Genomic DNA, 23756 nt, shown 5'->3' with positions numbered 1-23756 from the left:
CCGGTTCCATCATGCGGCGGCCGGACGGCGTGACGGGCGGGGACCGTCGCCGTCTGATCTACCGGTCGGCCGCCGCGCCGCTGCTGTCGGCGGCGCGGTCGGTCTCGGCGGCCGGAGCGCGCGTCCGAGGGAGTGCGTGCCGACGAAACCGGCCGCGACGAACGCGCCCCGGCCGAAGACCAGCGTGAGGAGGCCGCTGTCTCCCCGGTTCGAGCTCTAGGCGTCGCCCGGCATCGCGGTGAACGGCCAGGGCAGCCAGGCTGCGCGGCGGAAGCCCGGGTCGGAGTGCTGGCCGTCGCCTCGACGCCACGCCGGCGGGGGCCTCGCCCCGACCAGAGGCGCGTACGTCTCGCGCGGCCCGCCCGCCCGAGCCCCGCCGTCCCGGTCAGCGTCCGCCACACCGCGTCGGCACCCGCCACCACCACGTCGTGCTCGTCCACGAACGGCAGCCCGTACGCCGGCCCCCGCACCCCCACGGCGCCGCGCGCCCTCACATCGCCACCTTCCCCGCGACGATCCGCGCCCACTCCCCGTACCCGTACGCCGACGGATGGAAGCGGTCGCGCGCGAAGAACTCCGGCCCCATCGGCAGGACATCGGTGGAACTGATCCACGTCACACCCGCGACGCCCGCGCACACCCGCTGCGAGACCTCGTCCAGCTCGGCCGCCCGCGCCGCGAGATACCGCCGCAGCGTCCCCGGCAGCGACGGGAACTCCCCGAAGGGCGGCACCCCGGTTACCACCACCTGCTCGGCGCGCTCCGCCAGCTCGCCCGCCACCGCCTCCAGATCCTGCCCCCAGTCCCGCGGACTGCGCCGCGCCAGCACGTCGTTGACCCCCGCCAGCAGCACCGCCACCCGCAGGCCCGAGCCCACCCCGGGCAGCAGCCGGTACCGGATGCGCCGCAGCGTCGCGCCGTGCCGGCCCCGCACCGACCACTCCACCGGCCGGCCCGAACGCTCGCTGAGCTCACGGGCGAAGCGGCCGGCGAACCCGTCGTCGTGGCTGTCCACACCGCAGCCGGCCGCGGTCGACTCGCCCAGCACGGCGATCCGCACCGGCTGGCCCCCGGCCTGCGGACCCTCCGTCCCGGAGGCCTCGGACGTCCCGGCATCGGGGCACGTCCCGGTCGTCGGCCCACCCGCGGGCGGCAGCACCTCGGTGGAGTAGCGCACGTACAGCCCTTGCGCGGCGATGACGGGCAACAAGAAGGGGTTCATCTACGGAGTCCTCGAAGCGTGAGAGAGGCGGCGCCCTGTCGGGCCCGACAGGTCCGGTCCGGCGAGTCGGGCAGGCCTGGTCCGGTGGGCCGGACAGCCCTGCCCGGCGGGGGCACGACAGTAACTGCCCCGTTTTCCCGGGCAACAGCACACCCGACCGCGGTCGCGGTTTCAACCCCCGGGCGAACCTGGACAGTCTCGGCCACGCGACCCCCTCCGGAACACCCCCGCGCCCCCTCACCACCGCATGACACGCCCCCCGAACCGAGAACTTGGCAGCTTTCAGCCGTTACCGGCCGGTTGGAGGAGCGCCGAACGGCAGCGGCCCGCCATGGTCGGAATCACGTCCGCGACGTCCGGCGCAACAGGACCCCGTAGAAGTGAGAAGCTTCCACCAGTTTGCGCCACTGACGTGGGGCGAGGACGTTGTCGCTCACCCGCCGGCGCGGCGGTTCAGGATGTGCAGGAGGGAGGACAGGAGTCTTTGAGACCAGGCGATCCGTCCGGCGTCTGCACTCGCGGGCTGGTCGTGCAGGGCAGCGAGGGTGCGGCGCAGCAGCCTCAGACCCTCGATGAGGAGCCGGGGGCTCGGACGCAGGGTCAGCGCAGAGCCCACCTGGCCGACCATGCCCGGCCACTGCACCTGGACGGAGAGGATCGCGGCGAGCCTGATCGCAGCAGTGATCGCGGCACGATTGCTCGGCAACTGTTCCCGCAACAGGTCGACGAGCGGCCGGGCGATCACATGTTCCGCATCGGCGATCCCCCAGTGGATGGTGAAGGCCTGTGCGAAGTCATCGACGGCCTCGTCGTAGTGGCGGCCGTACAGGTGCACCACGCCGCGGCCCAGCAGGCACCACTGCCACTGCGGATGCTCGGCCAGGACCCGGTCGAAGTCCTGTCGTGCCCGGGTGAGTTCCCCTGTCTCCCAGAGCAGCCACCCGCGTGCCGCGAGCGCCCACCAGTACGAGTCGTCCAGGGCCAGTGCGTGCTCGAGGCCGGGCAGCGCCTCCGCGTCCCTCCCCAGGCAGTGCAGTGCCCAGGCCCGGCGCGCGTACGGCCAGGCACAGCCGCTGGGACCGCTTTCATCCGGGCCGGCCAGGGCTCGATCGATCTCCTCCAGGGCCTCCGCGTACCGCCCGAGGTCCAGGAACAGGGCGGCGAGCTGCGCTCGGTACCACGAAGGTTCGGAGTCCAGTTCGGCCGCTCGTGTCATGTCGCGGACCGCGTGATCCCACCGTTCCAGTTGCCGTAGGCATCGCGACCGCTCCGCGTACGCCTCGACGTACTCCGGGTCGATCCCGAGTGCGCAGTCCAGATCTGCCAGCGCCTGCTGATACCGACCTTGGACGCGGTGTACCTTGGCGCGGCCGGCGAGTGCCCAGTCCTGGCCGGGGTCGAGTTCGAGGGCCCGTTCGAAATCGGCGAGCGCTTCGTCGTGACGCCCGGCCGTCAAGCTGACATGCCCCCGGTACACGTAGTTCCAGGAGCGATCGGGCTGGATGCGAATGGCTTCGCCCAAGTCGGTGAGCGCCTCCTCGACGTTCCCCATCCACTGGTGGGTGATGGCACGCATCATGAAGGCGTCCTCGTACTCCGGCTCCAGGACCAGCGCCGCGGCGAAGTCGGCGAGTGCCCTCTCGTACTGGCCGGCGTTCCCGTGGACCTTGCCCCGGACGACCCTGGCACGCGCCTGTCCCCCAGGAGCCAACCCCGCCTGGCCGAGTAGCGTGTCCAGGGTGGCCACGACGGCCGAGGCATCAGCCCGGGACGCGGCGGTCAGCCGCTCCCCCCAGGCCGCGAGGTGGTCGTCCGCGGTGTCCGTCCCGGCCTGCGCCAGTAGTTGAGCCCAGCGCCTTACCGTGCCGCTCCCGCGCTCGCAAGCGCGGGCGACCTCGGCAAGGGCGTCGGGCAGGGCCCGGAGGGGATCGCTGCACAGGCGGTGGTACACCTCGTTCAACCGATGCTCATGCCAGACTGCGTCGTCCCAGCGGTCGTCCGCCGGTACGCACTCCTCGCGCTGTGCCCGCCAGGCGCCGTACGTCTCCGCGAGCGACTCGTGCGCATCCCGCCACCGGGCGGGGGACTGGGTGCGCTGCAACCGAAGCATCGGGGAGCGCACGACGTCGTGGTAGCGGCACCGCCCGGCCTGATCGGTGACAAACGCCAGCCGACGCACCCAGGCGTACTGCTCGGCTGCCTCCGGCGGAGCAACGGCACGGTACACATCCTCGTCGAACTGGAGGGGCAGGGCGCAGGCCAGGGCCGCGGCCCGCCGGGACGGATCCGTCTCCCACTTCAGGAACCGTTCCACAGCCGTCTCCGAGGGGTCTTCCACGGTCCCGGCCGAATCGGGCCGGGACTGCGCGAGGGTGTGCACCAGGACGGGGAGCCTGCCCGACAGGCGCAGAACAACCTCGACAACCTGCTCGTCGGTGATGCCCTGGAGAGCCAGCAGCGCCCGCGCCTCCTCCTCGGTGAACACCTCCAGCGGCACCTCGTGGATCAGGTCGAGCCAGTCGCCCCAGCACAGGGTGTCCAGACGGCCCTGCCCGGACAGCACGATCTGGACATTGGCCGGCAGCGGGCCGTGCACCTCACCGAAGGCGATGTCGCGCAGCCACTCGTCCAATACGGGGCCCGTCTGCTCATACACGTCGAAGAACAGCACCACCCACGGCCGCCGCCGCGCCGCCTCGGCCAGATCCTCCAAAAACACCGGGGCCAGACTGCGCACCGGGTCCAAGACGAGCCGTACATCGTCGTGGGAACGCATCCGGGCCCCGAGAACGGCTCGCAGCTGGTCGACACCACGGGCGACCTGCGCAGGTTCGACAGCCCCAGCGAGGGCGCCCACGACCGGTACCATCCCGAGGCCAGCCAGCCCAGCCTGGGCGGCGACCAGCCCGGGCAGCGACGCTGGTGGCAGCGGGGCGGCGCCGGCCTCCCCCGCAGCCTCCTGCGTGGCCAGAGCCAACCGTGCCTCGTGGGCGCGCTGCCGGAAGGTCGCCATCAGTTTGTCGAATCGCCGGAGCTCCAGGCCCTGACGACCCAACCGCTCGCTGACCGCCTCCATCGCTTCCACGGCGCTGTGCACGGTGTCGTCGAGATACGCTGCTGCCGCGCCTTGCTCCCGGGCGACCGTCTCCCACTGGCGTACCAGGAAGGTCTTACCGACCCCTGCGTGGCCCCGCACGTGAAAGAAGAACGTGAAGTCGTCGGCCTCTGGGTCCCGGCTGAGGTTCTCCCGGAACGCGCTCATCTGCCCGCGCCGCCCCACGAACCCGCTCCGACGCCGGCGCCGGATCAACTCCTGGCGCGACGGCCGCTGTTCCGCCAACCTGTGCCACCCCCCCGGCCGTCAAGTATGGCAAGGTGCCCCACGCTCCGCACGAATGCGCGCACGTCGGATTCACCGCCTTCGCCATGTCCGACGGTGTTCATGCGGCCGGTGACAGGACCCCCAGTGGGTGGTGAACGGACCCGTGTGGCGTGTGGGAGGGCTCAAGGAACGGGCGAAGTCGGCAAGGGCGTGGAAAAGCCTGGTCGTGATCTGGTCCCGCCCGGCACGCGCCTCGACGGGCCGGCCGTCGTCCGCCGCCACGCGCACGCGTGCCGCTCTCGGCTGTGTGGGTTTCACGTGAGGGCACGTGTCAGTGGGTGCCGAACCCCCGGCCGGTGAACGCCTCGCCGGCGGGCGGCTGGTGGCGGTCGAGGATCCGTGAGCGCTGAGGAGGCTCACGAAGCCTCGTGCGCCAGGTCAGCTCGCGGCCGGCCGCGCTTCGGCGCGGGCCCGGATAATCGGTTGCCTATGGGCGACGGCGGTGGGTCCAATGACCGGCATGATCACCCGGACGCGTCCCCGCGGCGAGACGCGATGAACGCGAACCGCCGGGCCCGGCCGGCACGCCATCCGGGCGGGCCGCGATCGCATCGTCCCAGGGGAGACGCCACCCGATGAACACGCCGCCATCGCCGTCCGCAGCGGAGCACGCGGACGGGTCGTCCGTCCGTCTGGGCGCGCTCGTCCCGCTGACGCGGCCCGGCTGGGTCGAGGCGGGCCGCCACCTGCTCGCAGGACTCGAGCTGGCCGTTGGCGAGGTCAACGACGCCGGCGGGATCGACGGCAGACCACTGGAACTGGTGGTCCGGGACACCGCGGCCGATCCGGAGCGGGCCGCGGCGGCCGTGGACGAGCTGGCCGCCTTGGGCGTGGCCGCCTTGGCGGGCGAGTACCACAGCGTCGTCGCCCGAGCCGCCGCCGCCCGGGCCGAGGCCCTCGGCGTGCCGTTCCTCTGCTCGTCCGCGGTGCTCGACGCGCTCACCGAGGCGCCGACGGAGTGGGTCGCGCGCCTGGCCCCGGCCCAGCCCCGCGGCTGGCGGAGCTACGCGGACTTCCTCCTCGGCGCGGGCCGGCGCCGGATCGCCGTGGCGGCCCAGCCGGGTGTCTATTGGGCGTCAGGGACCCGCGTCCTGCGGGACCACCTCGCTCCCCGCGGCGGCACCGTCGTCCCACTCGTCACGCACGCGCTCACCCCCGAGGCCCTGTGCGACGCGCTCGTCGACCACGGCGCGACGGCGCTCCTCCTGCTGGTCGGCCATCCGGAGCCGGCGGTGCCGATCGTCAAGGCCGTCCGGGGCGACCGGCGGCTCGCCAAGATCCTGATCGGCGCCCCGGCCGGACAACCGGAGTTCGCCGAATGGGCCGCAGCGCTGGGCGAGGACGGCGCCGGGATCCCGTTCCTGCGCTACTTGCCCGAGCGCCTCGGTCCGCTCGGCGAACGCGTCGGGAAGAAACTCCGCGAGCGGCTGGGCGAGGCGCCGTCCTTCGTGGCCTTCGAGGGCTGGGACACCGTCGCCGTCCTCGCCGACGTGCTGCGTTCCCACGGCACGGACCGGACGGCCATCGCCGAGTCCTGGCCGCGCGTGGCGGTCGAGGGCACCCGCGGGCCGATTCGGTTCTCCCGCACGCCGGGCATCAGCGTGTGGCAATGGGCTGGAACACCCATCCAGGTCGTTGACCGGGACCCGGCGGAGCCTGATCGCTTTCGGATCCTCCACGCCGGCTGAGAGGGCACGGAGGCCCGGCTGCTCAGCTTGGAACGACTTCGGGGCCCGACGAAGGCCCGGACACCTGGTTCGGGCCGAGTTACGGCACTCGTACGGCAGGGGGAGGATACGGAACGGGAGGGGGTTTGAATGCGTTCAAACATTCGGGAGCCGGTGCGATCGCAGGTGCGCGTGCGGGACCGGTCCGGGGCGGTGCTGACGGCTTCGAGTCGGTGCTGTCCGCCGAGGCGGTGCTCGGGGCCATCGCGTTCTTCGTGTGGGGGCAGACGAAGGAGAGCCCGGGTCTCGCCTACGGCGGGGCGGGGCTCTTCCTCCTGATCCTGATGGCGCCGGTCGGAGCTGTTCTCGCCGGGCTGCTCTCGATCGGCGTGGTGATGCCGCTTCTGGTCGTGGGCGGATGGTTCGGCCGCCGGTTCTCCGGGCGCGAGGCGTGGTGGAAAGGGCGGCACACTCACCCTGACGACGGACGGCAAGGCCACGGCGACCCGCGTCGCGACGTTCGAGCTCGACGACTCCTTCGAAACCGTGGTGCACGAGTGCACCGGCACCGGGACCTGGGAGTACGACCCAGGTGCCGGACCGTGGTCCCAGGAGGTGGCGGTGTTCGTCGACGATTGCCCCTTGGACACCTGGGAGGTACTCGGAACCTCGCAGCAGCCGAAGCTGTTCGTCTACATCGGCGACCCCGACGGCTGGGACCTCTACATCCTGGAACGCGTTGGCCAGGCCGCACTCTCTGGACCCCGCGAGGGCGAGCCGGTGTCGTGACACCGCGGACAGCGGGGGCCCGCTGCCCGGGCTCGTCCGCGTACGGCACGCGGGTGCGGCTGATGACCGCGCGGATCGTTACCGCTGCCGACCAGCACGTCGGCACGGACACCAGGTGACGTCGACGAGGTTCGGCAGTTCCGCGCCCGCGGCCGGGTGCAGGAAGACATCGTCCCCGCCTGGCTCGGCCGGACGCGGGCCCGTGACGCGCGGTGACCCCGCTCTGAGGGCATCAAGCCGTCAGGCCGTCGCAGTGGCTTGCCCGGGCAGTTCCTTGGCGGCGCCTCGGTCGGTCGGCGGCAGGCCAAGGACTCTGACCGCTTGGTAGTACGTCCACGCCGTGCTGTTGCAGGCGGTGCGGGTGGCACCGGAGTACGTCGCGCAGACGCGCTTGAGGTCCTCGTGGAACGCCGAGTCGAGACGGTCCTTGTGGGCGGAGAAGGTGCCGGCCGCCTTGTAGTTCCGGTAGCCGAAGTCGTGGCGGGCGCAGGCGTTCTGGAACGGGAAGCCGAAGGGGTTGTCGGGCGAGGAACTGCAGTAGTCAGTCGACCAGCCGAAGCCGTACGAAGCCCATGCGCTCTGGTTCTGGCGGGCTGCGGCCCAGGCGTTGTAGCTGGAAGCGGTCACCTGCGTCCAGGAACTGAGCACCTGGGGCTTGTCCGCGGGAGCCGCCGAGGCGGACGCGGCGGGGATCAGGACGAGGGACAGTGACGCAGTGACACCTGCGAGGGATAAAGAGGCGCGACGCATCCGGGTGCCCTCCATACGGATCGGTGTGCTCGCCGTGGATCTCACGGGCGGCTCAATCCTGGGGTGCGCCACCGGCCAGGTACAGCGGAAATCAGGGCAGGTCGACTGGCTGATCTGTGCCGGTGGGCCCGGCCCCGGGCCCGTCACCGCACGGCCTGGTCCGCGCTCCCTCGTCCCGGCCGAAGAGCGTTCGCTTCGCGGTCGCCCCACACCGCGGATCCTGAAGGCGCCCGCGGCCTGAGCGGCGCCTGAGCCGCGCAGCACGAGCCAGGAGGGCGGAGAACGCTTGTGCGTTGACGCCGCCGGGAAAGCCGGGGAAGTTCTCGACCTCGGCCGTGGTCGGACCACCGGCGAAGATGCCGCCGCCGGACAGCGGGGGGTTGAGCTGGGCGCGGGCGGTGCAGAGGGCGGCGGTGCGTCCGGTGGGACCGGAGCCGGGGATGACGACGGCGCGTATCTCGCTCAGGCCGTCATCTCCGGGGCGATCTCGGCGATCAGGCCCTCGACGAGGGTCTTGATCTCGTCGCGGATCAGGCGTACGGCTTCGACGCCCTGTCCGGCCGGGTCCTCGAGCTTCCAGTCCAGGTAGCGTTTGCCGGGGAAGACGGGGCAGGTGTCGCCGCAGCCCATGGTGACGCAGACGTCCGACTCACGGACCGCTTCGACGGTGAGGAGCTTCGGCGTCTCCGTGGAGATGTCGATGCCGACCTCGGCCATGACCCGGACGGCGGCCGGGTTGACCTGGTCGCCGGGGCTGGAGCCGGCGGAGCGGACCTCGACGCGGTCGCCGGCCAGGCGGGTCAGCCACGCGGCGGCCATCTGGGAGCGGCCCGCGTTGTGGACGCAGACGAACAGGACGGACGGCTTGTCGGCCATGGTGATCGTTCTCTCTCGTCGCATGGCGGAACCAAGCCGCCCATGCCAGTTCCCTCAGTCCCCGCTGGTATCAGCGGACGGTGATGTGAAAATATCAGTACATGCTGACTTCAGTCGATCCTGATGTGATCCGGGTGCTGAGCGATCCGCTCCGCCTGAAGATCGTGACCTTGCTGGCGCGCGAGACGCTGTGCACCACGCACCTGGTGGAGGAGACCGGAGCCAAGCAGACCAATCTGTCCAACCACATGAAGGTGCTGCGCGAGGCCGGAATCGTGGAGACCGAGCCGTGTGGCCGCTTCACCTACTACAGGCTCAAGCCCGAGGTCCTGGCCGGGCTCTCTGAGCGGTTCGCCGCGCTGGCCGAGTCCGCCCGTGGTGCCGCCGAGAACAAGAGGGCCTGCCCGTGACCTCCACCGAGTCCACCACCCCCGCTACGCGGGGCGCCGGCCCGGCCGGGGACGGCTCGATCGTCAAGAAGCTCTCCACCCTCGACCGTTACCTCGCGGTGTGGATCCTGCTGGCCATGGCCGCCGGCCTGGGCCTGGGCCGGCTCATCCCGGGCCTCAACGGCGCGCTCGCCGAGATCGAGATCGGCGGCATCTCCCTGCCGATCGCGCTCGGTCTGCTGGTCATGATGTATCCGGTCCTGGCCAAGGTCCGCTACGACAGGCTCGACCGCGTCACCGGCGACCAGAAGCTGATGGTCTCCTCGCTGGTCATCAACTGGGTCCTCGGACCGGCGGTGATGTTCGCCCTGGCGTGGATCTTCCTGCCGGACCTGCCCGAGTACCGCACCGGCCTGATCATCGTCGGCCTCGCCCGCTGCATCGCCATGGTCATCATCTGGAACGACCTCGCCTGCGGCGACCGCGAGGCCGCGGCCGTCCTGGTCGCGCTGAACTCGGTCTTCCAGGTCCTGGCGTTCGGCCTGCTGGGCTGGTTCTACCTCGACCTGCTGCCGCGCTGGATGAACCTCGGCGACGGCCAGGGTCTGGACGTGTCCGTCGGGCACATCGCGCTGAACGTCATCATCTTCCTCGGTATCCCGCTGCTGGCCGGATTCCTGACCCGCCGCATCGGCGAGCGGAAGCTGGGCCGTACCGACTACGAGGCGAAGTTCCTGCCCAAGATCGGGCCGTGGGCGCTGTACGGGCTGCTGTTCACGATCGTCATCCTCTTCGCCCTCCAGGGGAAGACCATCACCTCCCAGCCGCTGGACGTCGCCCGGATCGCGCTGCCGCTGCTGGTGTACTTCGCGGTCATGTTCTTCGGCACCTTCCTCCTCGGCAAGGGCCTCGGCCTGGCCTACGACCGCACGGCGACGCTGGCGTTCACGGCTGCGGGCAACAACTTCGAGCTGGCCATCGCGGTCGCCATCGCCACCTTCGGCGTCACGAGCGGGCAGGCGCTGTCCGGCGTCGTCGGCCCGCTCATCGAAGTCCCGGTGCTGATCGGCCTGGTCTACGTAGCGCTCGCCTGGCGCGGGAAGTTCGCCGGTGACGCGGTGACGCGGTGACGCGGTGACGCGGTGACGACGGCCCCCGACGCGGCGCGGCGTCACGGCTACGTCGATGTGCTCCGCCAGTAACTCACTGGACCACTGTATCGATGGTTGTCTATGTTGACGCACATCGATGTCGGTGCCAAGCTGGGCCGCGCAAGACATCGACGTTGGTCGAAACACGCAAGGAGTCGCCGTGACCGCGCCCCCCGCCACCGAGCCGCCCGTCGTCGTGATCGGGGCCGGGCCCGTCGGCCTGGCCGCCGCCGCCCACCTGGTCGACCAGGGCATCGAGCCCCTGGTCCTGGAAGCCGGCCGGACTGCCGGCGCCGCGGTGCGGGAGTGGGCGCACCTGCGCCTGTTCTCCACCTGGAGCGAGGTCGTCGACCCGGCCGCCGAGAAGCTCCTCGCCCCCACCGGCTGGACGCGGCCCGACCCGGCGACCTGCCCCTCCGGCGGAGACTGGGCCGATCTTTACCTGCGGCCGCTGGCCGAGGTCCTGGGCGACCGCGTCCGTCTGGGCGCGACGGTCACCGGGGTCTCCCGGGCAGGCCGGGACCGGATCGTGGACGCCGACCGGGAGCGGCGGCCGTTCGTCGTGCACGTCGCTCACGCCGACGGCCGTGAGGAGCGCGTCTTCGCCCGCGCCGTCATCGACGCCTCCGGCACCTGGACCACGCCCAGCCCGGCCGGCGGCAGCGGTCTGCCCGCCCTCGGCGAGAAGGCCGCGGCCGACCGGATCACCTACCGGGTCCCGGACCTGAAGGCCCCCGCCGTCCGCGCCCGGTACGCGGGCCAGCGCACCGCTGTGATCGGTTCCGGCGCCTCCGCCTTCACCGCCCTCGCCTGCCTCGCCGCCCTCGCCAAGGCCGACGACGGGGCCGGCACGAAGGCGGTGTGGATCCTGCGCCGAGGTATCTCCGGTTCCACCTTCGGCGGCGGAGAAGCCGATCAGTTGCCGGCGCGTGGCGCCCTGGGCCTGGCGGCGAAGGCCGCCGTCGACGACGGCCACGCGGAGGCGGTCACCGGCTTCCGCACCGAAGCGATCGACCGCGACGCCGACGGCCGCCTGGTCCTCGTCGGCGAAGACGGCCGCCGCCTGGACGCGGTCGACGAAGTCATCGTGCTGACCGGCTTCCGCCCCGACCTCACCTTCCTCGGAGAGCTGCGCCTCGGCCTCGACGAGCGCCTCCAGGCCCCGGTGGACCTGGCCCCGCTGATCGACCCCAACCAGCACTCCTGCGGCACCGTGTACCCGCACGGCCACCGCGAGCTCTCCCACCCCGAACAGGGCGTGTACCTGGTCGGCATGAAGTCCTACGGCCGCGCCCCGACGTTCCTGGCGATGACCGGCTACGAGCAGGTCCGCTCCGTCGCCGCCGCCATCGCCGGCGACCTCGAAGCAGCCGACCGCGTGGAACTCACCCTCCCCGAGACCGGAGTATGCGGCGGCGCGGGCCTGTTCGACGCCCCCGGCGCCCGGGAGGCCGACGGCGGCTGCTGCGCGCCCGCGCCGCGGCTCGTCCAGCTCGGCGCCCCCGCCGAGGTCGGGGCGGCTGCCGATCAGGACCCGGCGGGCGGCTGCTGCGGCTCGTGACCGACCTGGGCACCCCCGCACGCGGGACCGCGACCGGAACAGGGGACCGGTCGCGCCCGCACGCCGCCCTGCCCGCCCCGTGCGCTACGCAGATGGTGAGCTGGAGCAACGTCCCCTACGCCTTTCCCGTCCTCCATCCCCAGAACACCGCCGCGACCGGTTGGCCGGCCTGCCTCTCACCGCGGGCGGCAACACGGCCCGTGGACCGCGCCGGTGGGGGGACACGACGGCCCCGGGATCACCGGCCGGGCCCAGGCGGCAGGTGCCCATCGGGTCCGTAGCCGGAGACGGACCGGCGCGGTGCCCGCAGCAGCCGCTCGTCGGCGGCCACAGAGGAACCGGGGCCGGTTCGGCGCCGAGCAGGCCGTCCAGGGGCGGGGTGTGTGCCAGGCGGCGGGCCGGCCGCATGCCGCGACCAACGTTCGCCGTCCCCGGCGATCGCTGCGGAATCCGAGGTCGATGCGAGGCCGGTTGGCCGCTTCAAGAAGGTCCTGGCTCGCCCTGGCACCTATGCGGAAGGCACAAGACGTTTGCTCACCGCGGTGTCGGATTGCCCCAGCCCGCTGTGCGGGACGGCGGCCGTCTCCGGTGAGTGGTGTCGTCAGTAGGTCAGGACCACGCGGCCGGGGTTGCCGGGGTTGCCGTCGTACCCGGTGAAGACGCCGCCGAACGGCTCCGTCCCGCTCGGCCGGTGTTGGCGGTGCGGGATGCCGGTACGGGTCCTCCTGCCGTTCCGCCGACGCCTCCGCTGTTGCTCTCGACACCGCCGTTCCCGCCGTTCCCGCCGTTCGTGCCGGGGTTGCCGGCGCGGAGGGTGGCCGCGGTGCCGTTGCCGTGGCCGACGGCCGCCGGGACCTGACACCGCATGGGAGAGACCGACCCGACCCGGCTGTATCCGAACAGTTACAGGGTGGGTAGCCGGTGTCGGCCCATGTCTTGGTCACACGCGGTCAGGGGCTGGTGGGCACAGCGAAGGCGTCCAGGGATTCGGGGAGGGTTTGGCCGCCGTCGACGGTGAGGGACTGGCCAGTGACGAAGGAGGCTTCGTCGGAGGCGAGGAAGAGCACCGCGTGTGCGATGTCGGCGGTCTCACCGAGCCGTCCCAGCGGAATGGAGTCGGTCATCCGGCGCAGGTAGTCCGGCCCGAGGCCGGTCAGCCCTTCGGTGCGGACGTTTCCGGGCAGGACGGCATTGACCGTGATGCCGTACGGCGCCAACTCCAGAGCCGCGGCGCGCAGGAAACCCAGTTGCCCTGCCTTGCTGGCCCCGTAGTGGGACCACCCCGCATAGCCAGTCGTTGGGCCGGTGATCGACGAGGTCAGAACGATCCGGCCGCGGCTGGCCCGTTCCATCGCGGGCAGACAGGCCCGCACTGACAGGATGGAGCCCCGGAGGTTGACGTCCAAGACCTCGTCCACGTCCTCGACGGTCAGCTCGCGTAGTGGACGTTCCGGGAAGATTCCGGCGTTGGCGCACAGCACATCGATCCCGCCGTGCTGCCGTTCGGCCTCGGCTGCCATCTTCTCGATCTCGTCGGGCCGCCGCACGTCCACGCCCACGCCCGTGACCCGCCCGCCGGTGGTTCGGGCGAGGCCGTCCGCCACTTTGCGGGCCGTCTCCTCGTTCCGGCCTGTGAGCAACACGGCGGCGCCCTGCCGGGCGAAGAGTTCGGCGATACCGAGCCCGATCCCCCGTGTACCTCCGGTCACGATGACGGACCGGTCCTGCCAGCGTGTGAACGTCATGTCGATCGCACCCTTCACTGCCATTCCTCCATCGCCGGGGAAGCCCCCGCCGCTGTCCCGGTCACGCTAGCGACAGACCCCGATGTGGCGGCGAAGACCAGCCAGCACGCGAAGAGGGCAGGCGCAGGCGCGTCAATGAGGATTCCGGCATCGGGCTGCTCCGGACCACCGCCGGCTCGGCCGCGATCTGCGCGGCCAGGCCCGGTTCGTACGTCACCCCGCGGTGCGGGCCGGCCGGTGATGGCGCGTTCCAGCGCCGCGGCGCTCATCGCTGACAGGGCGAGGATGCGGTCGTGCAGTCGGCGCCCCACGCCGGGGAGTGCCAGCAGGAGCGGCAGGAGGTCGGCGCGCGGGGTGGCCACCAGGCATAGCGGCGCGGACGGGGCGCGGACCGCCGGGATCAGACCGGCCACCAGCGTGGCGGGCTCCGCGGCCGGGGTGCCGGTGAGCAGCTCCTCGAACTGGTCGGGGTGGAGCAGGACCCGCTTCCCCGGCCGCTTGGCCCAGCGGGACCCCATGGCGGCCGTCCCGACGGCCGCGGCCTCGGACCGCAGCGTGTCCGCGTCGAGTCCCGCGAACGGTCCGAAGGCGACGCGCGTCGGTCAGGATCCGCTTTAGCGGCGCGCCGCCGCAGCGGCAGCTCCAAGCGGTCCCACAGTTCGTCCGACACGATCCACGGCGACCGTTCCCGCGCCGGACCGTACGCTCAACTCCCGCTGCGGATACGGTGATCAGCGCTGGTCCGCCTCATTGTGCCAGCCGCTGTAAGCGGATCAGCGGCGGGCAGGGAGGCAACGCAGGCTTGGGCGACGTGGACGTCCTGGTCGGCGGTGCCGCCGGAGACGCCGACCGCGCCGAGGATACGGCCTGCGGCATCGGTGAGCGGCAGTCCGCCGCCGAAGGAGATCAGGCCGTCGTTGCTGTGCTCGATGCCGTAGACCGGGCCGCCGGGCTGCGAAATCTCGCCGAGAGCCGCGCTCGGCATACGGAACAGGACTGCGGTCTTGGCCTTCTTCAGGGCCAGGTCGATCGAGCCGAGCCAGGCGCCGTCCATCCGGGTGAAGTGCAGCAGGTGGCCGCCGGCGTCAACGATCGCGATATTCATCGCGACGCCGGCTGCGGCGGCGGCCCGCTGCCCGGCGGTGGCGATGCGCGCGGCGGATTCCTGGGTCAGGTCGGTCATGACATGAGCCCCTTCGTTCGTGGTGCGGTGGGTACGCGGTCCAGGCTCGTCGCACAACCTCCGACCGGCCAGAGGGGTGTTCTGGCCGGTCACGGTGTTCCTGGGGACGAAAGCCCCAGGAACACCTCGTCAGGCCGGTGTGACAATGGGCGGCGTGAGCGAGCTCGGAGACTTCCTCAAGGCCAAGCGGGCGGCGATCTCCCCTGGCGAGGTCGGGCTGCCCCCGGTCGGTAACCCGCGCCGGGTCAGCGGCCTGCGTCGCGAGGAGGTCGCGCAGCTGGCCGCGATCAGCGTCGATCACTACACCCGCCTCGAGCAAGGCCGGGTGACCACCGCCTCCGACAACCTGCTGGCAGGCCTCGCCCGCGCCCTGAAGCTGACCGAGGACGAGCACCGCTACCTGCGGCTGCTCATCGCGCCCCGGCCCTCCCGTGGTGTGCCGTCCGCTGCCGTTGCCGCTCCCGTGCAAGACCTTCTGGACGCCATGGTGCGCACGCCCGCCGTGGTGCTCGGCCGCCGCACCGACATCCTCGCCTGGAACGCCGCCGCCACCGCCCTCTTCCTCGACTTCGCAGACCTGCGACCGGAGCACCGTAACCTCGTCCGCCTGGTCTTCCTCCACCCACGTATCCGCGCGCTGTACCCCGAATGGGAGCAGGTCGCCGCCGACGCCGTCGCCCGGCTGCGCATGGACGCCGTTCACGTCCCGGACGATCCTCGGCTGAGCAAGCTCGTCGGCGAGTTGTCGGTCAGGGATGACGACTTCCGCCGCTGGTGGGGCGGGCACGCCGTGCGCGCCGCCAGCGGCGGAAGAAAACGGTTCCGCCACCCCGTCGTGGGTGAGCTGGACCTCGACTGGCAGGCCATGCGGCTGGCCACCACCACCGACCAGACACTCGTCGCCTACACGGCGCCCGCAGGCACCCTCGCCCACGACGCCCTGCGCGTCCTCACCGCCCAGGCCGCCCCCGGCCCGGCCGCGTCGGCGAAGACCGCCGGGCCGAGCCGGTCTGCGGCACGATGACGACTGGCCCTTTGGCTGGCCGGTCGAGTGGGGGACCGGAGAGGAGCGGGTCTCCCGGACGGTGCGGGAGCTCGGCCAGGTGCCGATGGTGAACAGCGATCCGATCCGCTGGTTCTAAGGGCATGGAATCCGCTCCGTCACAACCCTCCGGAAGTCACGAAATCCCTCGACTCGCAAAATCCGCCGGAGGGCACAGAAATGTTCAGTCCGCAAATCCGGAAGAGGGCACATAGTCCGTTCGGCCGCAACGGTATTGACTAGAAACTCTAAACTTGACAGCGTCGTGGAGTCTTCTTATGGTCCAGTCGTTCAGGTTCCCGCCGATCGATATCCGAAGGTGTTCATGACCGCGTCTCCAGCGTTGCCGAAGTCCAGGCAGCAGTTGATTCTTGCCGTTCTTATGTTGTGTTCGCTGCTGATTTGGCTGGAAAATACCGTCCTGAGTACTACGCTGGAGACCCTTGCCGACCCGGTCCGTGGACTGGGGGCCCATCCCGGTCAGCTGCAATGGGCGACCGGTTCGTACACTCTGGCCTTCGCCACATTGATGTTCACTGCGGGCGCACTGGGTGATCGGTTCGGTCACCGGACAGTGTTTTCCAGTGGATTGGTGATATTCGCCGGGTCCTCGCTGTGGGCGGCGTACGCCAGCGATGTGGGTCAGCTGATCGCAGCCAGAGCTGCGATGGGGGTGGGCAGCGCGCTGATCACGCCCGCCAACTTGGCCATCCTTATGTGGACCTTCACCGGCGCCGCGCGGGCCGCCGCGATCGGCATTTTCTCGACGTCGGCCGGTGTCGGAATGGCTGCCGGCCCGGTGCTGGCCGGGTTTCTGCTCGATCATTTCTGGTGGGGCTCGGTCTTTCTGATCAATGTCCCGGTCGCGGCATTGGCGTTGGTCGGGCTCGCCGTGCTGGTTCCGAATTTCCGGAGCCTCACTCTGCGGCCACTGGACCCCGCTGGAATGTTGCTGTCGATCAGTGGGCTCGTGGCGTTGGCCTACGGGCTGATCCGGGCGGGGCAGGTGGCCGCCTGGAGTCGTACCGACGTCTGGGCGCCGATCGTTTTCGGTCTGGTTCTGCTGGCCGTTTTCGTACTCGTCGAGCTGCGTGTCAAGGTGCCCAGCTTTGATCCGCGACTACTCACGCAACGCACATTCGGTGGCGGCAATGTGGCGCTCGGATTGCTGCTCTTCGGGGTGGCCGCCATCACTTTCTATAACGCCTTCTACCTCCAAGGCGCGCTCGGATTTTCGCCGATGAAGGCTGGTGTGGCCAATATCCCGACCGCATTCGGCGCGCTCGCGGGGGCGCCCCTTGCCGCGCGCCTGGTTCGCCGCCTGCCGCTACGCCTTGTCACCGTGCCGGCGCTGACCGTGGCTGCGCTGACCATGGGCGGGTACGGGTTTCTCGGGCTCCACACTCCACTCGTCTGGATCGAGACCCTGTTGTTGATACAGGGACTCTCGATCGGCATGGTGATCGGCCCCGTTACGGCCGCATTGCTCAGCAACCTGCCGTTGGAACAGGCCGGTGCGGGATCGGCCGTCACCAACACCGTGCGACAAACCGGCAGTGTGATCGGCATCGCAGTAGGCGGCACGATCATGTCGATCGTGTACCGACGTGCGATCGAACCTTCGCTGGAGGGTGCACCCGGACCGGTGCGGGATCAGGCGCGAGTCTCCGCCGAACAGGCCCGCCACGTCGCCACCGCTCTCCACCGGCCCGCTCTCGCTCAGGCGGCTGATGATGCGTTTATCCAAGCCATGCACGTCGGCGCGGGCTGGATCGCGGTCGTCGTACTCCTCGGAGCAGCTGTGCTGCTGATCACCTTGCCTGCTGCCGGAAAGAAGAAGGGCCCGATACCGGAGCCGGACTGCGAAGAGGCCCGCAGCTCCGTCTGAGAGCGCGAGGACAGAACCCAGGCTCAGGCCCGCCGCAAGGCAGGTCCTGGGCACCGACGGCCTTGACGAGCTGCCTTCCCAGCGCATCGCCGAGTGCGCTCGATCGCGATGATGCTCAGCCGACCGGGCCCGCCATCATGTGCGGCGGCCGTACCGCCGGTTCGAGCAGCGACAATGTCCGCTGCCGCGCGTCGAGGCCGACGCGGATGCCGACCGGCATCGGCAGATTCGGGCCGGCGTGTCCGAACTCGACGTTGCCCAGGACCGGGATGTCACGGCCGCCGAGGACGTCGAGGACCATCTCGGGGAGGGCCGGGGACGCGTCGGGCGCCTCCAGTCCGCTGATCGCGTGCGGAACGCCCACGACCATGCCGGAGATTCGATCGAGGACGCCGCAGTGCCGCAGTGTCTGCAGATAGCCCCACACGTGCGACGCCAGGCCGCCCGTCTCCTCCCAGAACAGCACCGCGCCGTCGAACCACTCGAGCGGCAGCGCGTAAGACGTCGCCTGCGCCAGCACGACGCGGTTGAGCAGCCCACCGATCAGGCGGCCTTCGGCACGACCTGGACGCCAGCACTCCCACGACGGGGTGGAGGGCAGCGCCCCGATCGCCTCCGTGCCGGTCAGCAGCGTCGAGTAGAGCTTCTCGAGTTCGGCTCTGCGCGCCGCGGGCGCGGCCTGCCACGCCCCGCCGAGACCGGGCGTGGCCAGCTCGGCATGGAACCCGACCAGACCCGCGCGCGCGTAGAGCACCAGATGCAGCAACGAGATATCGCTGTAGCCGAGGATCGGCTTGGGGTCGGCAGTAATCGCCTCGACGTCGATCAGGTCCAGATAGCCGAGCGCCGTCTGGCCGCCGTCGTGCGCGATGATCGCGCGCACCTCTGGATCACGCAGAAGAGCGTTGAGTTCCTCGGCGATCTCGACCGGCCGGGCCGCGCTCCACCAGTGGTGCCGCCCAGCCTCGAGGAGCGGCGACCGACGCACGCGGAACCCCATCCGCTCCAGCACGACCACCGCCTGCTCGAGGGCGGGCTCGAAAACGGCATGGAGCGGCCCGGACAGCGACGCGATGGCGACGAGGTCTCCGGGCCTCAGGGCACGGGGGCGAAGCAGTTGGGGCGGTGCGGAATCGATCACCGACGCAGTCTCCCCGCGCGCCCGGCAACACGCCACACATTTACCGGTCGACCGCTCAGCCCGGATACCCCGGCTGGTCCCCATCCGTGCGGCTCGTCCGGTGTCTGCTGAGCGCGTTGCCGTCCGACCGTGCCTGAGCCCGAAAGCGCACGAGGAGCTCGGCATCGCGGTATGAGGAACCGCGGGTATCAGGTGCTGGGCGGGCGGAGAGGGACGACGTTGCCGGGAGCCGAGGCGGGCCGGGCGGCCGCGCGGTGCCGGTGAGTGAGAACGGCGTTGGCGAGGGACAGGCTGGTCACCAGCCGGCGGAGCTCTTGACGTTCCGTTCGCCGGGCGGCGGCGAGTCTTCGGCAGTGCCGGCCGTTTGGCCGGTTTCGCCGGGCTGGCCCCGCGACTCCGGCCGCGCCGGCGGCAACCTGCACAGACCTCGCCGCTGCCGCCGCTTGGGAAGTCCCGAACTGTCGGTGCCGCGGGTGGATGGCCGGTACGGCCCGCCGAGTCGACTCGCTGTGTCACGCGGTCCTCAGGGTGCGTGCTGTGCCGGGCCAGACCCGCGCGTCGCCGGCGGACCGGCCGACGGTCGCGGCGGTGATCCGCAGCGGCGTGGTGCCGTAGGAGTTGGACAGCCGGATCCTCAACGTGGAACCGCCGGTTGCCACGCGGACCACTTGGCGTATGGACTGGTCGGCGAACCCCTGACGTGACCAGTTGAGGCCCCAGTCCGCGTTGCCCTCGACGGGCTGTTGCATGGCCGTACCCCACGCCTCGGTCCACACCGGCCCTTCGGCGGCGCGCGGCTGCGGCCGCGCGTCCTCGTGCGCCACGGCTGCCGTCGAGACAACGAGCGCGGTGAGTACCGCCGCGGTGGGGGCGAACGTGCCTCGTCGTCCCGTCTTCTTCCATGGTCGCGGCTTTGCTGCACGCATGAGGGATCTCCTCCGAAAAAGAGTGACGAGGAGATCTCAGCGTCCTTCGAGCGCGAGATCATCACGGCTGTCCCCCGCATGCGTCTTCGGGTTGGCCCTACCAGGGCCGGACCCGCGTGCTCCGCCAGGTGAGGTCGACGAGAGCACATGGTGGCTGCCCGACGGCGCATCGAAACCTTTCGATGCCGTCGGACCCGTGCCGCGGCGTCATTGTCCCCATCCCACCCCCGTGCGTGTCAGCGTCCACTCTGACCAGGGGAGAACCGATCCGCGAGGTCGCCTCCATTTCGTAAAGGTTGCCGAAACTATTGACAACCCCCCTGGCGGGTCTGACTGTGGTGACGCTTCCGGTCGCGCATGACATGCACACAGCCATCGGTGCCACCTCGCCGATGAACGCGAGGTGCGCTCGGCATGTCTCCCGGTCACCGACGGTCCACCGTTCGCGAGGAGGAAACGTACGCATGAGCAAATCCCCTGAGAACTCCAGCCCCCCGCAGGTCAGTCGCAGGAAGCTCGTGCTCGGCGGCGCCGGGGCGTTGGCGGCGGCGGCCGGGTCGGGCCTGCTGTTACCCGGCACGGCACGTGCCGACCAGGTGATCACCAGTAACTCGACCGGCACGTACAACGGGTACTACTACTCCTTCTGGACCGACGACCCGGGCTCGGTCTCCATGACTCTCGGGGCCGCCGGGCAGTACAGCAGCCAGTGGAACGACACCAACAACTGGGTCGGCGGCCTCGGCTGGAGCACCGGCAGCCGCAGGACCGTGACCTACTCCGGCACCTTCAACCCCGGCAGCAACGGCTACCTCGCGCTCTACGGATGGACCTCCAACCCGCTGGTCGAGTACTACATCGTGGAGAACTTCGGCCCGTACAACCCAGGGTCCGCCGGCACGCGGCGGGGCACGGTCAACGCCGACGGCGGAACGTACACCCTCTACGAGTCCACGCGGGTCAACGCGCCGTCGGTGGAGGGCACCAGGACCTTCCAGCAGTACTGGAGCATCCGGAACAGCAAGCGGTCCAGCGGCACCATCAACACCGGCACCCACTTCGACGCCTGGCAGGCGGCCGGGATGCCGCTGGGGTCCTTCAACTACTACATGATCATGGCCACGGAGGGCTACCAGAGCAGCGGCAGTTCCAACATCACCCTGGGCGATGGCGGGAGCACCACTCCGCCTCCCGGCGGGGGCACACCGGGGACGGGCGCCTGTAGCGCCACGTACCGCACCACCAACTCGTGGAGCAACGGCTTCAACGGGGAGGTGACCATCACCGCGGGCAGCGGCGGCGCCAGGGACTGGAAGGTGCCGGTGACGTTCGCCGGCGGCCAGACCGTCACCTCGATCTGGAACGGGACGGCGAGCTGGAGCGGGAACGTGATGACCGTGACCCCGGTCGGCTGGAACGCCAGCCTGAGCCCGGGACAGTCGGCCTCCTTCGGCTTCACCGTCAACGGCTCCCACACCACGCCGCCCTCGGTGGGCAGTTGCAGCGTCGGCTGACCCCGGTGCCCTCCCCGCACCCTTCACGCTCCGGCGCGGTCCCCCCTGCGGCACCGCGCCGTTGCCCGCCCGGAACCAGGCGTGCGGCGGCTCCGGCGAGACGTCGGGTGGCCTCGCGGGGACGGGAGTCTGACGACAGCCCGTGGCGCCGATTCATCCCTCCTGCTCTCCCGGGCCACGTGGTGGGCTGGCCTCGGGGCACCACCAGGTGCCGGGGGGAGGGAGCCGCGGCGCGGAGGTCAGTTCGTCCAGATCTCCGCGCGGACCAGCCACCGCCCGGCGGCCACTCGGGGACGCCGATCCCTTCTACGAGACCGGCGGCACAGCCCTCCGCAGCGACGACTACCACGTCCGCGCCCTGCTGGAAGGCACGCTCCGAGCGCCTCGGTCGCCTTCGAACCGGCCCCGTCAACGCCGCCGGATAACGATCGTCAGGCGGGCGTCAGTCGAATGTCAGGGTGCCTGGCCACCATGGACGAGCAGCGAGAGGGCCGCCGTGACAACGGCTGAAGCCCATCACCTCGCCGTTGCTCACAGGTGTTCGCCGGTTCGCCCGCATCAAGGGGGGATTTCGCGCATGACCGAAGATCTTCGGCCCCGCGAAGCACGCCGCGGTCGTGGAGTTCAGCAGTCCGTCGGCCTGACGGCCGACGGCTTCGCCGGCCCGCGTACCTGGGCGGCCCCGTACCCCCGACCGAACCGGCGCGCGCTGCGCCGCTCCGCCCGTCACACCGGTCCCCCGGGACTGGCCGGCACTCCTGAGGGACAGTCATGAGGACATCACGCACCCGGGTCCGGGGCGTGCTCGGCGCGGTCGTGGCCCTGATCGCCACGGCCGTGCCCGGCGCCGCCTGGGCGGGCGGATCCCCTGCCACGGCCGCGGCCGCGTGCCAGACCCGGGAAGGGGCCGAGCACGTCGACTGGACCGGCATGTGGTTCGACCACGACGTGGTGTGCGACAACGCGCCGGGGGACGTACGGCTCCAGTCCTTCTCGTCCAGCCCGGTGGTCGGGCGGATGCTCACCACCCGGAGCTGGTTCGTCTGCTGGAAGCTCGGCGACGCGTACGCCGACGGCAACAGCATCTGGTACTACACGCAGGGCGACGAGGTCGTGAGCCGGCCCTCCACCCAGGCATGGGGCTACATGCCGGCCTCGATGGTGTACTCCGGCACCCATCCGGCGCCCGGTCTGCCCAGGTGTCCCTGGGGATGACGAGATCACAGCGGTGCCACCGAAGGGGAGACATGACCACGTACGAGCCGGCCGGGAGACCTGGACGACGCCGAGCGGGCCGCTGGGCCATGCTCGCCACCGCCGCCGCCCTGGCCACGGCCCTGACCACGCCGCCGTCGGCGGCCGACACCGGGCAGGAGGCCGGGGCGCAGCGGATCTGCGACATCCGGACCGGCGTGTCCCACACCGACCACACCGGCAGGACCTTCACCACGGACCTTTACTGCGAGAACGCTGTCGCGGACGTCTTCGCCAGCCCGCAGAACTACGGCACCGTGGTCGCCAAGCTCGTCACCACGCTGAGCTGGTTCGTGTGCTGGGAGACCGGCGAACTGCACGCCGGCGGCAACCGCATCTGGTACTACACGCAGGGCGACCGCATCCTCAACTGGCCCCTGCGCGAGGGCTGGGGCTACGTTCCCGCCTTCTCCCTGTGGACGGCGGAGGACCCCTTCCCAGGCCTGCCGCCGTGCGTGCCCGCGCTGAGGCAGAAGACCGGCCCGGCGGCGGGGTCATGACCCGGGCCACGCCGGGCCGCAGAGCCCGTACCGTCGCCGGGGCCTTCCTGCTCGCGGCCACAGCGGTGCCGTCCACGGCCTCCGTCGCCGCCGGCGCCCCCGTTCAGCGGACGTGTCACATCCGTGAGGGCGTGACGCACCAGGACACCCTCGGCAACGCCTTCACCAAGGACCTGTACTGCGAGAACAGCCCGGGCAAGCTGTACGCGCGCGCCTCGTTCGTGGCCCCGGTGACCGGGATGCTCAACAGCACGACCAGCTGGTTCGTCTGCTGGACCATGGGCGAGCCGCATCCGGGCGGCAACAACGTCTGGTACTACACCCAGGGGGACGAGACGGTGCAGATGCCGTCGATCAATGCCTGGGGCACCATCCCCGCCAACCACCTGTGGACGGACCAGGATCCCTTCCCGGGGCTGCCGCGCTGCCCCTGGTGGTAGGCCCCGTCGACCCGCGGCCCGCGCACCTGCCCTCCCGCACGCCGCGAAGTCCTTCAGCCGCCTCAGATGCCGGTTGATGAACCGCGTGTGTTCATCGAGTGGATCCGGCAACACCCCGTCGAACAGCCTGTTCTCGACCCGCTCCGGTCCCCACCATCGGGTCCACGCAACGTGCTCTCCGGCGACAAAGCCCACCGAATCCCCTTGATCCGTCGCAACCGTGGTCGGCATTCAAGCGCATCGCACAGCCGGCCGACCAGCAGCTCAGCGTGGGCGCCCTCAGGGCGACCGCCTGGCCGCCCGGCTCGGCGACGGAATATGTACCGTTCCGGTCAG

20 protein-coding genes and 1 pseudogene are annotated in these 23756 nt (G+C 70.9%); 11 read left to right on the top strand and 10 right to left on the bottom strand.

The features are described from left to right. Positions 1-490 precede the first annotated feature (490 nt). Positions 491-1222: an SGNH/GDSL hydrolase family protein gene (locus AB0L74_RS19535; RefSeq protein ID WP_365653385.1), complete on the bottom strand. Its 732-nt coding sequence runs from the start codon at positions 1220-1222 to the stop codon at positions 491-493. 433 nt (positions 1223-1655) lie between these two features. Next, positions 1656-4484 carry a tetratricopeptide repeat protein gene (locus tag AB0L74_RS19530; RefSeq protein WP_365653382.1) on the bottom strand — a complete coding sequence of 943 codons (2829 nt, stop codon included), beginning with the start codon at positions 4482-4484 and terminating at the stop codon, positions 1656-1658. 695 nt (positions 4485-5179) lie between these two features. Here AB0L74_RS19530 and AB0L74_RS19525 point away from each other — a divergent pair. Both AB0L74_RS19525 and AB0L74_RS19520 read left to right on the top strand, forming a co-directional pair. Further along, on the top strand, positions 5180-6292 hold the full coding sequence (locus AB0L74_RS19525; protein ID WP_365653379.1) for an ABC transporter substrate-binding protein: 1113 nt from the start codon (positions 5180-5182) through the stop codon (positions 6290-6292). 528 nt (positions 6293-6820) lie between these two features. Beyond that, positions 6821-7060 carry a hypothetical protein gene (locus AB0L74_RS19520; RefSeq protein ID WP_365653376.1) on the top strand — a complete coding sequence of 80 codons (240 nt, stop codon included), beginning with the start codon at positions 6821-6823 and terminating at the stop codon, positions 7058-7060. Positions 7061-7300: 240 nt separating this feature from the next. On the opposite strand, the gene AB0L74_RS19515 is transcribed toward AB0L74_RS19520, so the two are convergent. The 3 genes and pseudogenes from AB0L74_RS19515 to AB0L74_RS19505 form a co-directional block, all read right to left on the bottom strand. After that, complete coding sequence (locus AB0L74_RS19515) at positions 7301-7810, bottom strand: phospholipase (protein ID WP_365653526.1); 510 nt, start codon at positions 7808-7810, stop codon at positions 7301-7303. Positions 7811-8102: 292 nt separating this feature from the next. Then, positions 8103-8276: pseudogene (locus AB0L74_RS19510) on the bottom strand (thioredoxin-disulfide reductase); the annotation flags it as partial. Then, positions 8273-8686 carry an arsenate reductase ArsC gene (locus AB0L74_RS19505; RefSeq protein ID WP_365653523.1) on the bottom strand — a complete coding sequence of 138 codons (414 nt, stop codon included), beginning with the start codon at positions 8684-8686 and terminating at the stop codon, positions 8273-8275. The gene AB0L74_RS19505 and the pseudogene AB0L74_RS19510, both read right to left, overlap by 4 nt. 101 nt (positions 8687-8787) lie before the next feature. Between AB0L74_RS19505 and AB0L74_RS19500 the strand changes: the two genes are divergently transcribed. From AB0L74_RS19500 to AB0L74_RS19490, 3 genes are all read left to right on the top strand, one after another. Beyond that, entirely contained in the window at positions 8788-9096 is a 309-nt protein-coding gene (locus AB0L74_RS19500; RefSeq protein ID WP_365653373.1) for a metalloregulator ArsR/SmtB family transcription factor, read from the top strand. After that, positions 9093-10205: an ACR3 family arsenite efflux transporter gene (gene arsB, locus AB0L74_RS19495; RefSeq protein WP_365653370.1), complete on the top strand. Its 1113-nt coding sequence runs from the start codon at positions 9093-9095 to the stop codon at positions 10203-10205. The genes AB0L74_RS19500 and arsB overlap by 4 nt, the downstream gene beginning before the upstream one ends. 181 nt (positions 10206-10386) lie before the next feature. Beyond that, positions 10387-11787 (top strand): NAD(P)-binding domain-containing protein, encoded by a 1401-nt coding sequence (locus AB0L74_RS19490; protein ID WP_365653367.1) that lies wholly within the window; start codon positions 10387-10389, stop codon positions 11785-11787. Between the two features lie 950 nt (positions 11788-12737). Here the strand turns inward: AB0L74_RS19490 and fabG are convergent. From fabG to AB0L74_RS19475, 3 genes are all read right to left on the bottom strand, one after another. Beyond that, on the bottom strand, positions 12738-13532 hold the full coding sequence (fabG, locus tag AB0L74_RS19485; protein WP_365653364.1) for a 3-oxoacyl-ACP reductase FabG: 795 nt from the start codon (positions 13530-13532) through the stop codon (positions 12738-12740). Between the two features lie 14 nt (positions 13533-13546). Continuing rightward, complete coding sequence (locus tag AB0L74_RS19480; RefSeq protein ID WP_365653520.1) at positions 13547-14086, bottom strand: hypothetical protein; 540 nt, start codon at positions 14084-14086, stop codon at positions 13547-13549. Positions 14087-14238: 152 nt separating this feature from the next. Then, complete coding sequence (locus tag AB0L74_RS19475; RefSeq protein WP_365653360.1) at positions 14239-14715, bottom strand: heme-binding protein; 477 nt, start codon at positions 14713-14715, stop codon at positions 14239-14241. Between the two features lie 145 nt (positions 14716-14860). Between AB0L74_RS19475 and AB0L74_RS19470 the strand changes: the two genes are divergently transcribed. Both AB0L74_RS19470 and AB0L74_RS19465 read left to right on the top strand, forming a co-directional pair. Next, positions 14861-15739: a helix-turn-helix transcriptional regulator gene (locus AB0L74_RS19470; RefSeq protein WP_365653357.1), complete on the top strand. Its 879-nt coding sequence runs from the start codon at positions 14861-14863 to the stop codon at positions 15737-15739. A gap of 283 nt (positions 15740-16022) precedes the next feature. Then, positions 16023-17645: an MFS transporter gene (locus tag AB0L74_RS19465; RefSeq protein WP_365653354.1), complete on the top strand. Its 1623-nt coding sequence runs from the start codon at positions 16023-16025 to the stop codon at positions 17643-17645. Between the two features lie 115 nt (positions 17646-17760). Here the strand turns inward: AB0L74_RS19465 and AB0L74_RS19460 are convergent, their stop codons facing one another. Beyond that, positions 17761-18786, bottom strand: coding sequence for an LD-carboxypeptidase (locus AB0L74_RS19460; protein WP_365653351.1), 1026 nt, complete (start codon positions 18784-18786; stop codon positions 17761-17763). Between the two features lie 512 nt (positions 18787-19298). Beyond that, positions 19299-19712, bottom strand: a complete 414-nt coding sequence (locus AB0L74_RS19455) for a hypothetical protein (protein WP_365653348.1) — start codon at positions 19710-19712, stop codon at positions 19299-19301. A gap of 464 nt (positions 19713-20176) precedes the next feature. Here AB0L74_RS19455 and AB0L74_RS19450 point away from each other — a divergent pair, with 464 nt between their 5' ends. The 4 genes from AB0L74_RS19450 to AB0L74_RS19435 all read left to right on the top strand — a co-directional run bounded on the left by AB0L74_RS19450 (position 20177) and on the right by AB0L74_RS19435 (position 23420). Then, complete coding sequence (locus AB0L74_RS19450; protein ID WP_365653345.1) at positions 20177-21226, top strand: glycoside hydrolase family 11 protein; 1050 nt, start codon at positions 20177-20179, stop codon at positions 21224-21226. A 771-nt stretch (positions 21227-21997) separates the two neighbouring features. Then, the gene (locus tag AB0L74_RS19445) at positions 21998-22441 is read left to right on the top strand and encodes a hypothetical protein (RefSeq protein WP_365653342.1); all 444 of its coding nucleotides are present in this window, start codon (positions 21998-22000) and stop codon (positions 22439-22441) included. Positions 22442-22473: 32 nt separating this feature from the next. After that, positions 22474-22980 (top strand): hypothetical protein, encoded by a 507-nt coding sequence (locus tag AB0L74_RS19440; RefSeq protein ID WP_365653339.1) that lies wholly within the window; start codon positions 22474-22476, stop codon positions 22978-22980. Then, complete coding sequence (locus tag AB0L74_RS19435; protein ID WP_365653337.1) at positions 22977-23420, top strand: hypothetical protein; 444 nt, start codon at positions 22977-22979, stop codon at positions 23418-23420. The genes AB0L74_RS19440 and AB0L74_RS19435 overlap by 4 nt, the downstream gene beginning before the upstream one ends. Positions 23421-23756: the final 336 nt, after the last annotated feature.

The sequence above is a fragment of the Streptomyces sp. NPDC052020 genome (assembly GCF_040680575.1).
In the GTDB taxonomy this organism is placed as follows: domain Bacteria; phylum Actinomycetota; class Actinomycetes; order Streptomycetales; family Streptomycetaceae; genus Streptomyces.
This window is presented reverse-complemented; position numbering and strand designations above follow the sequence as displayed.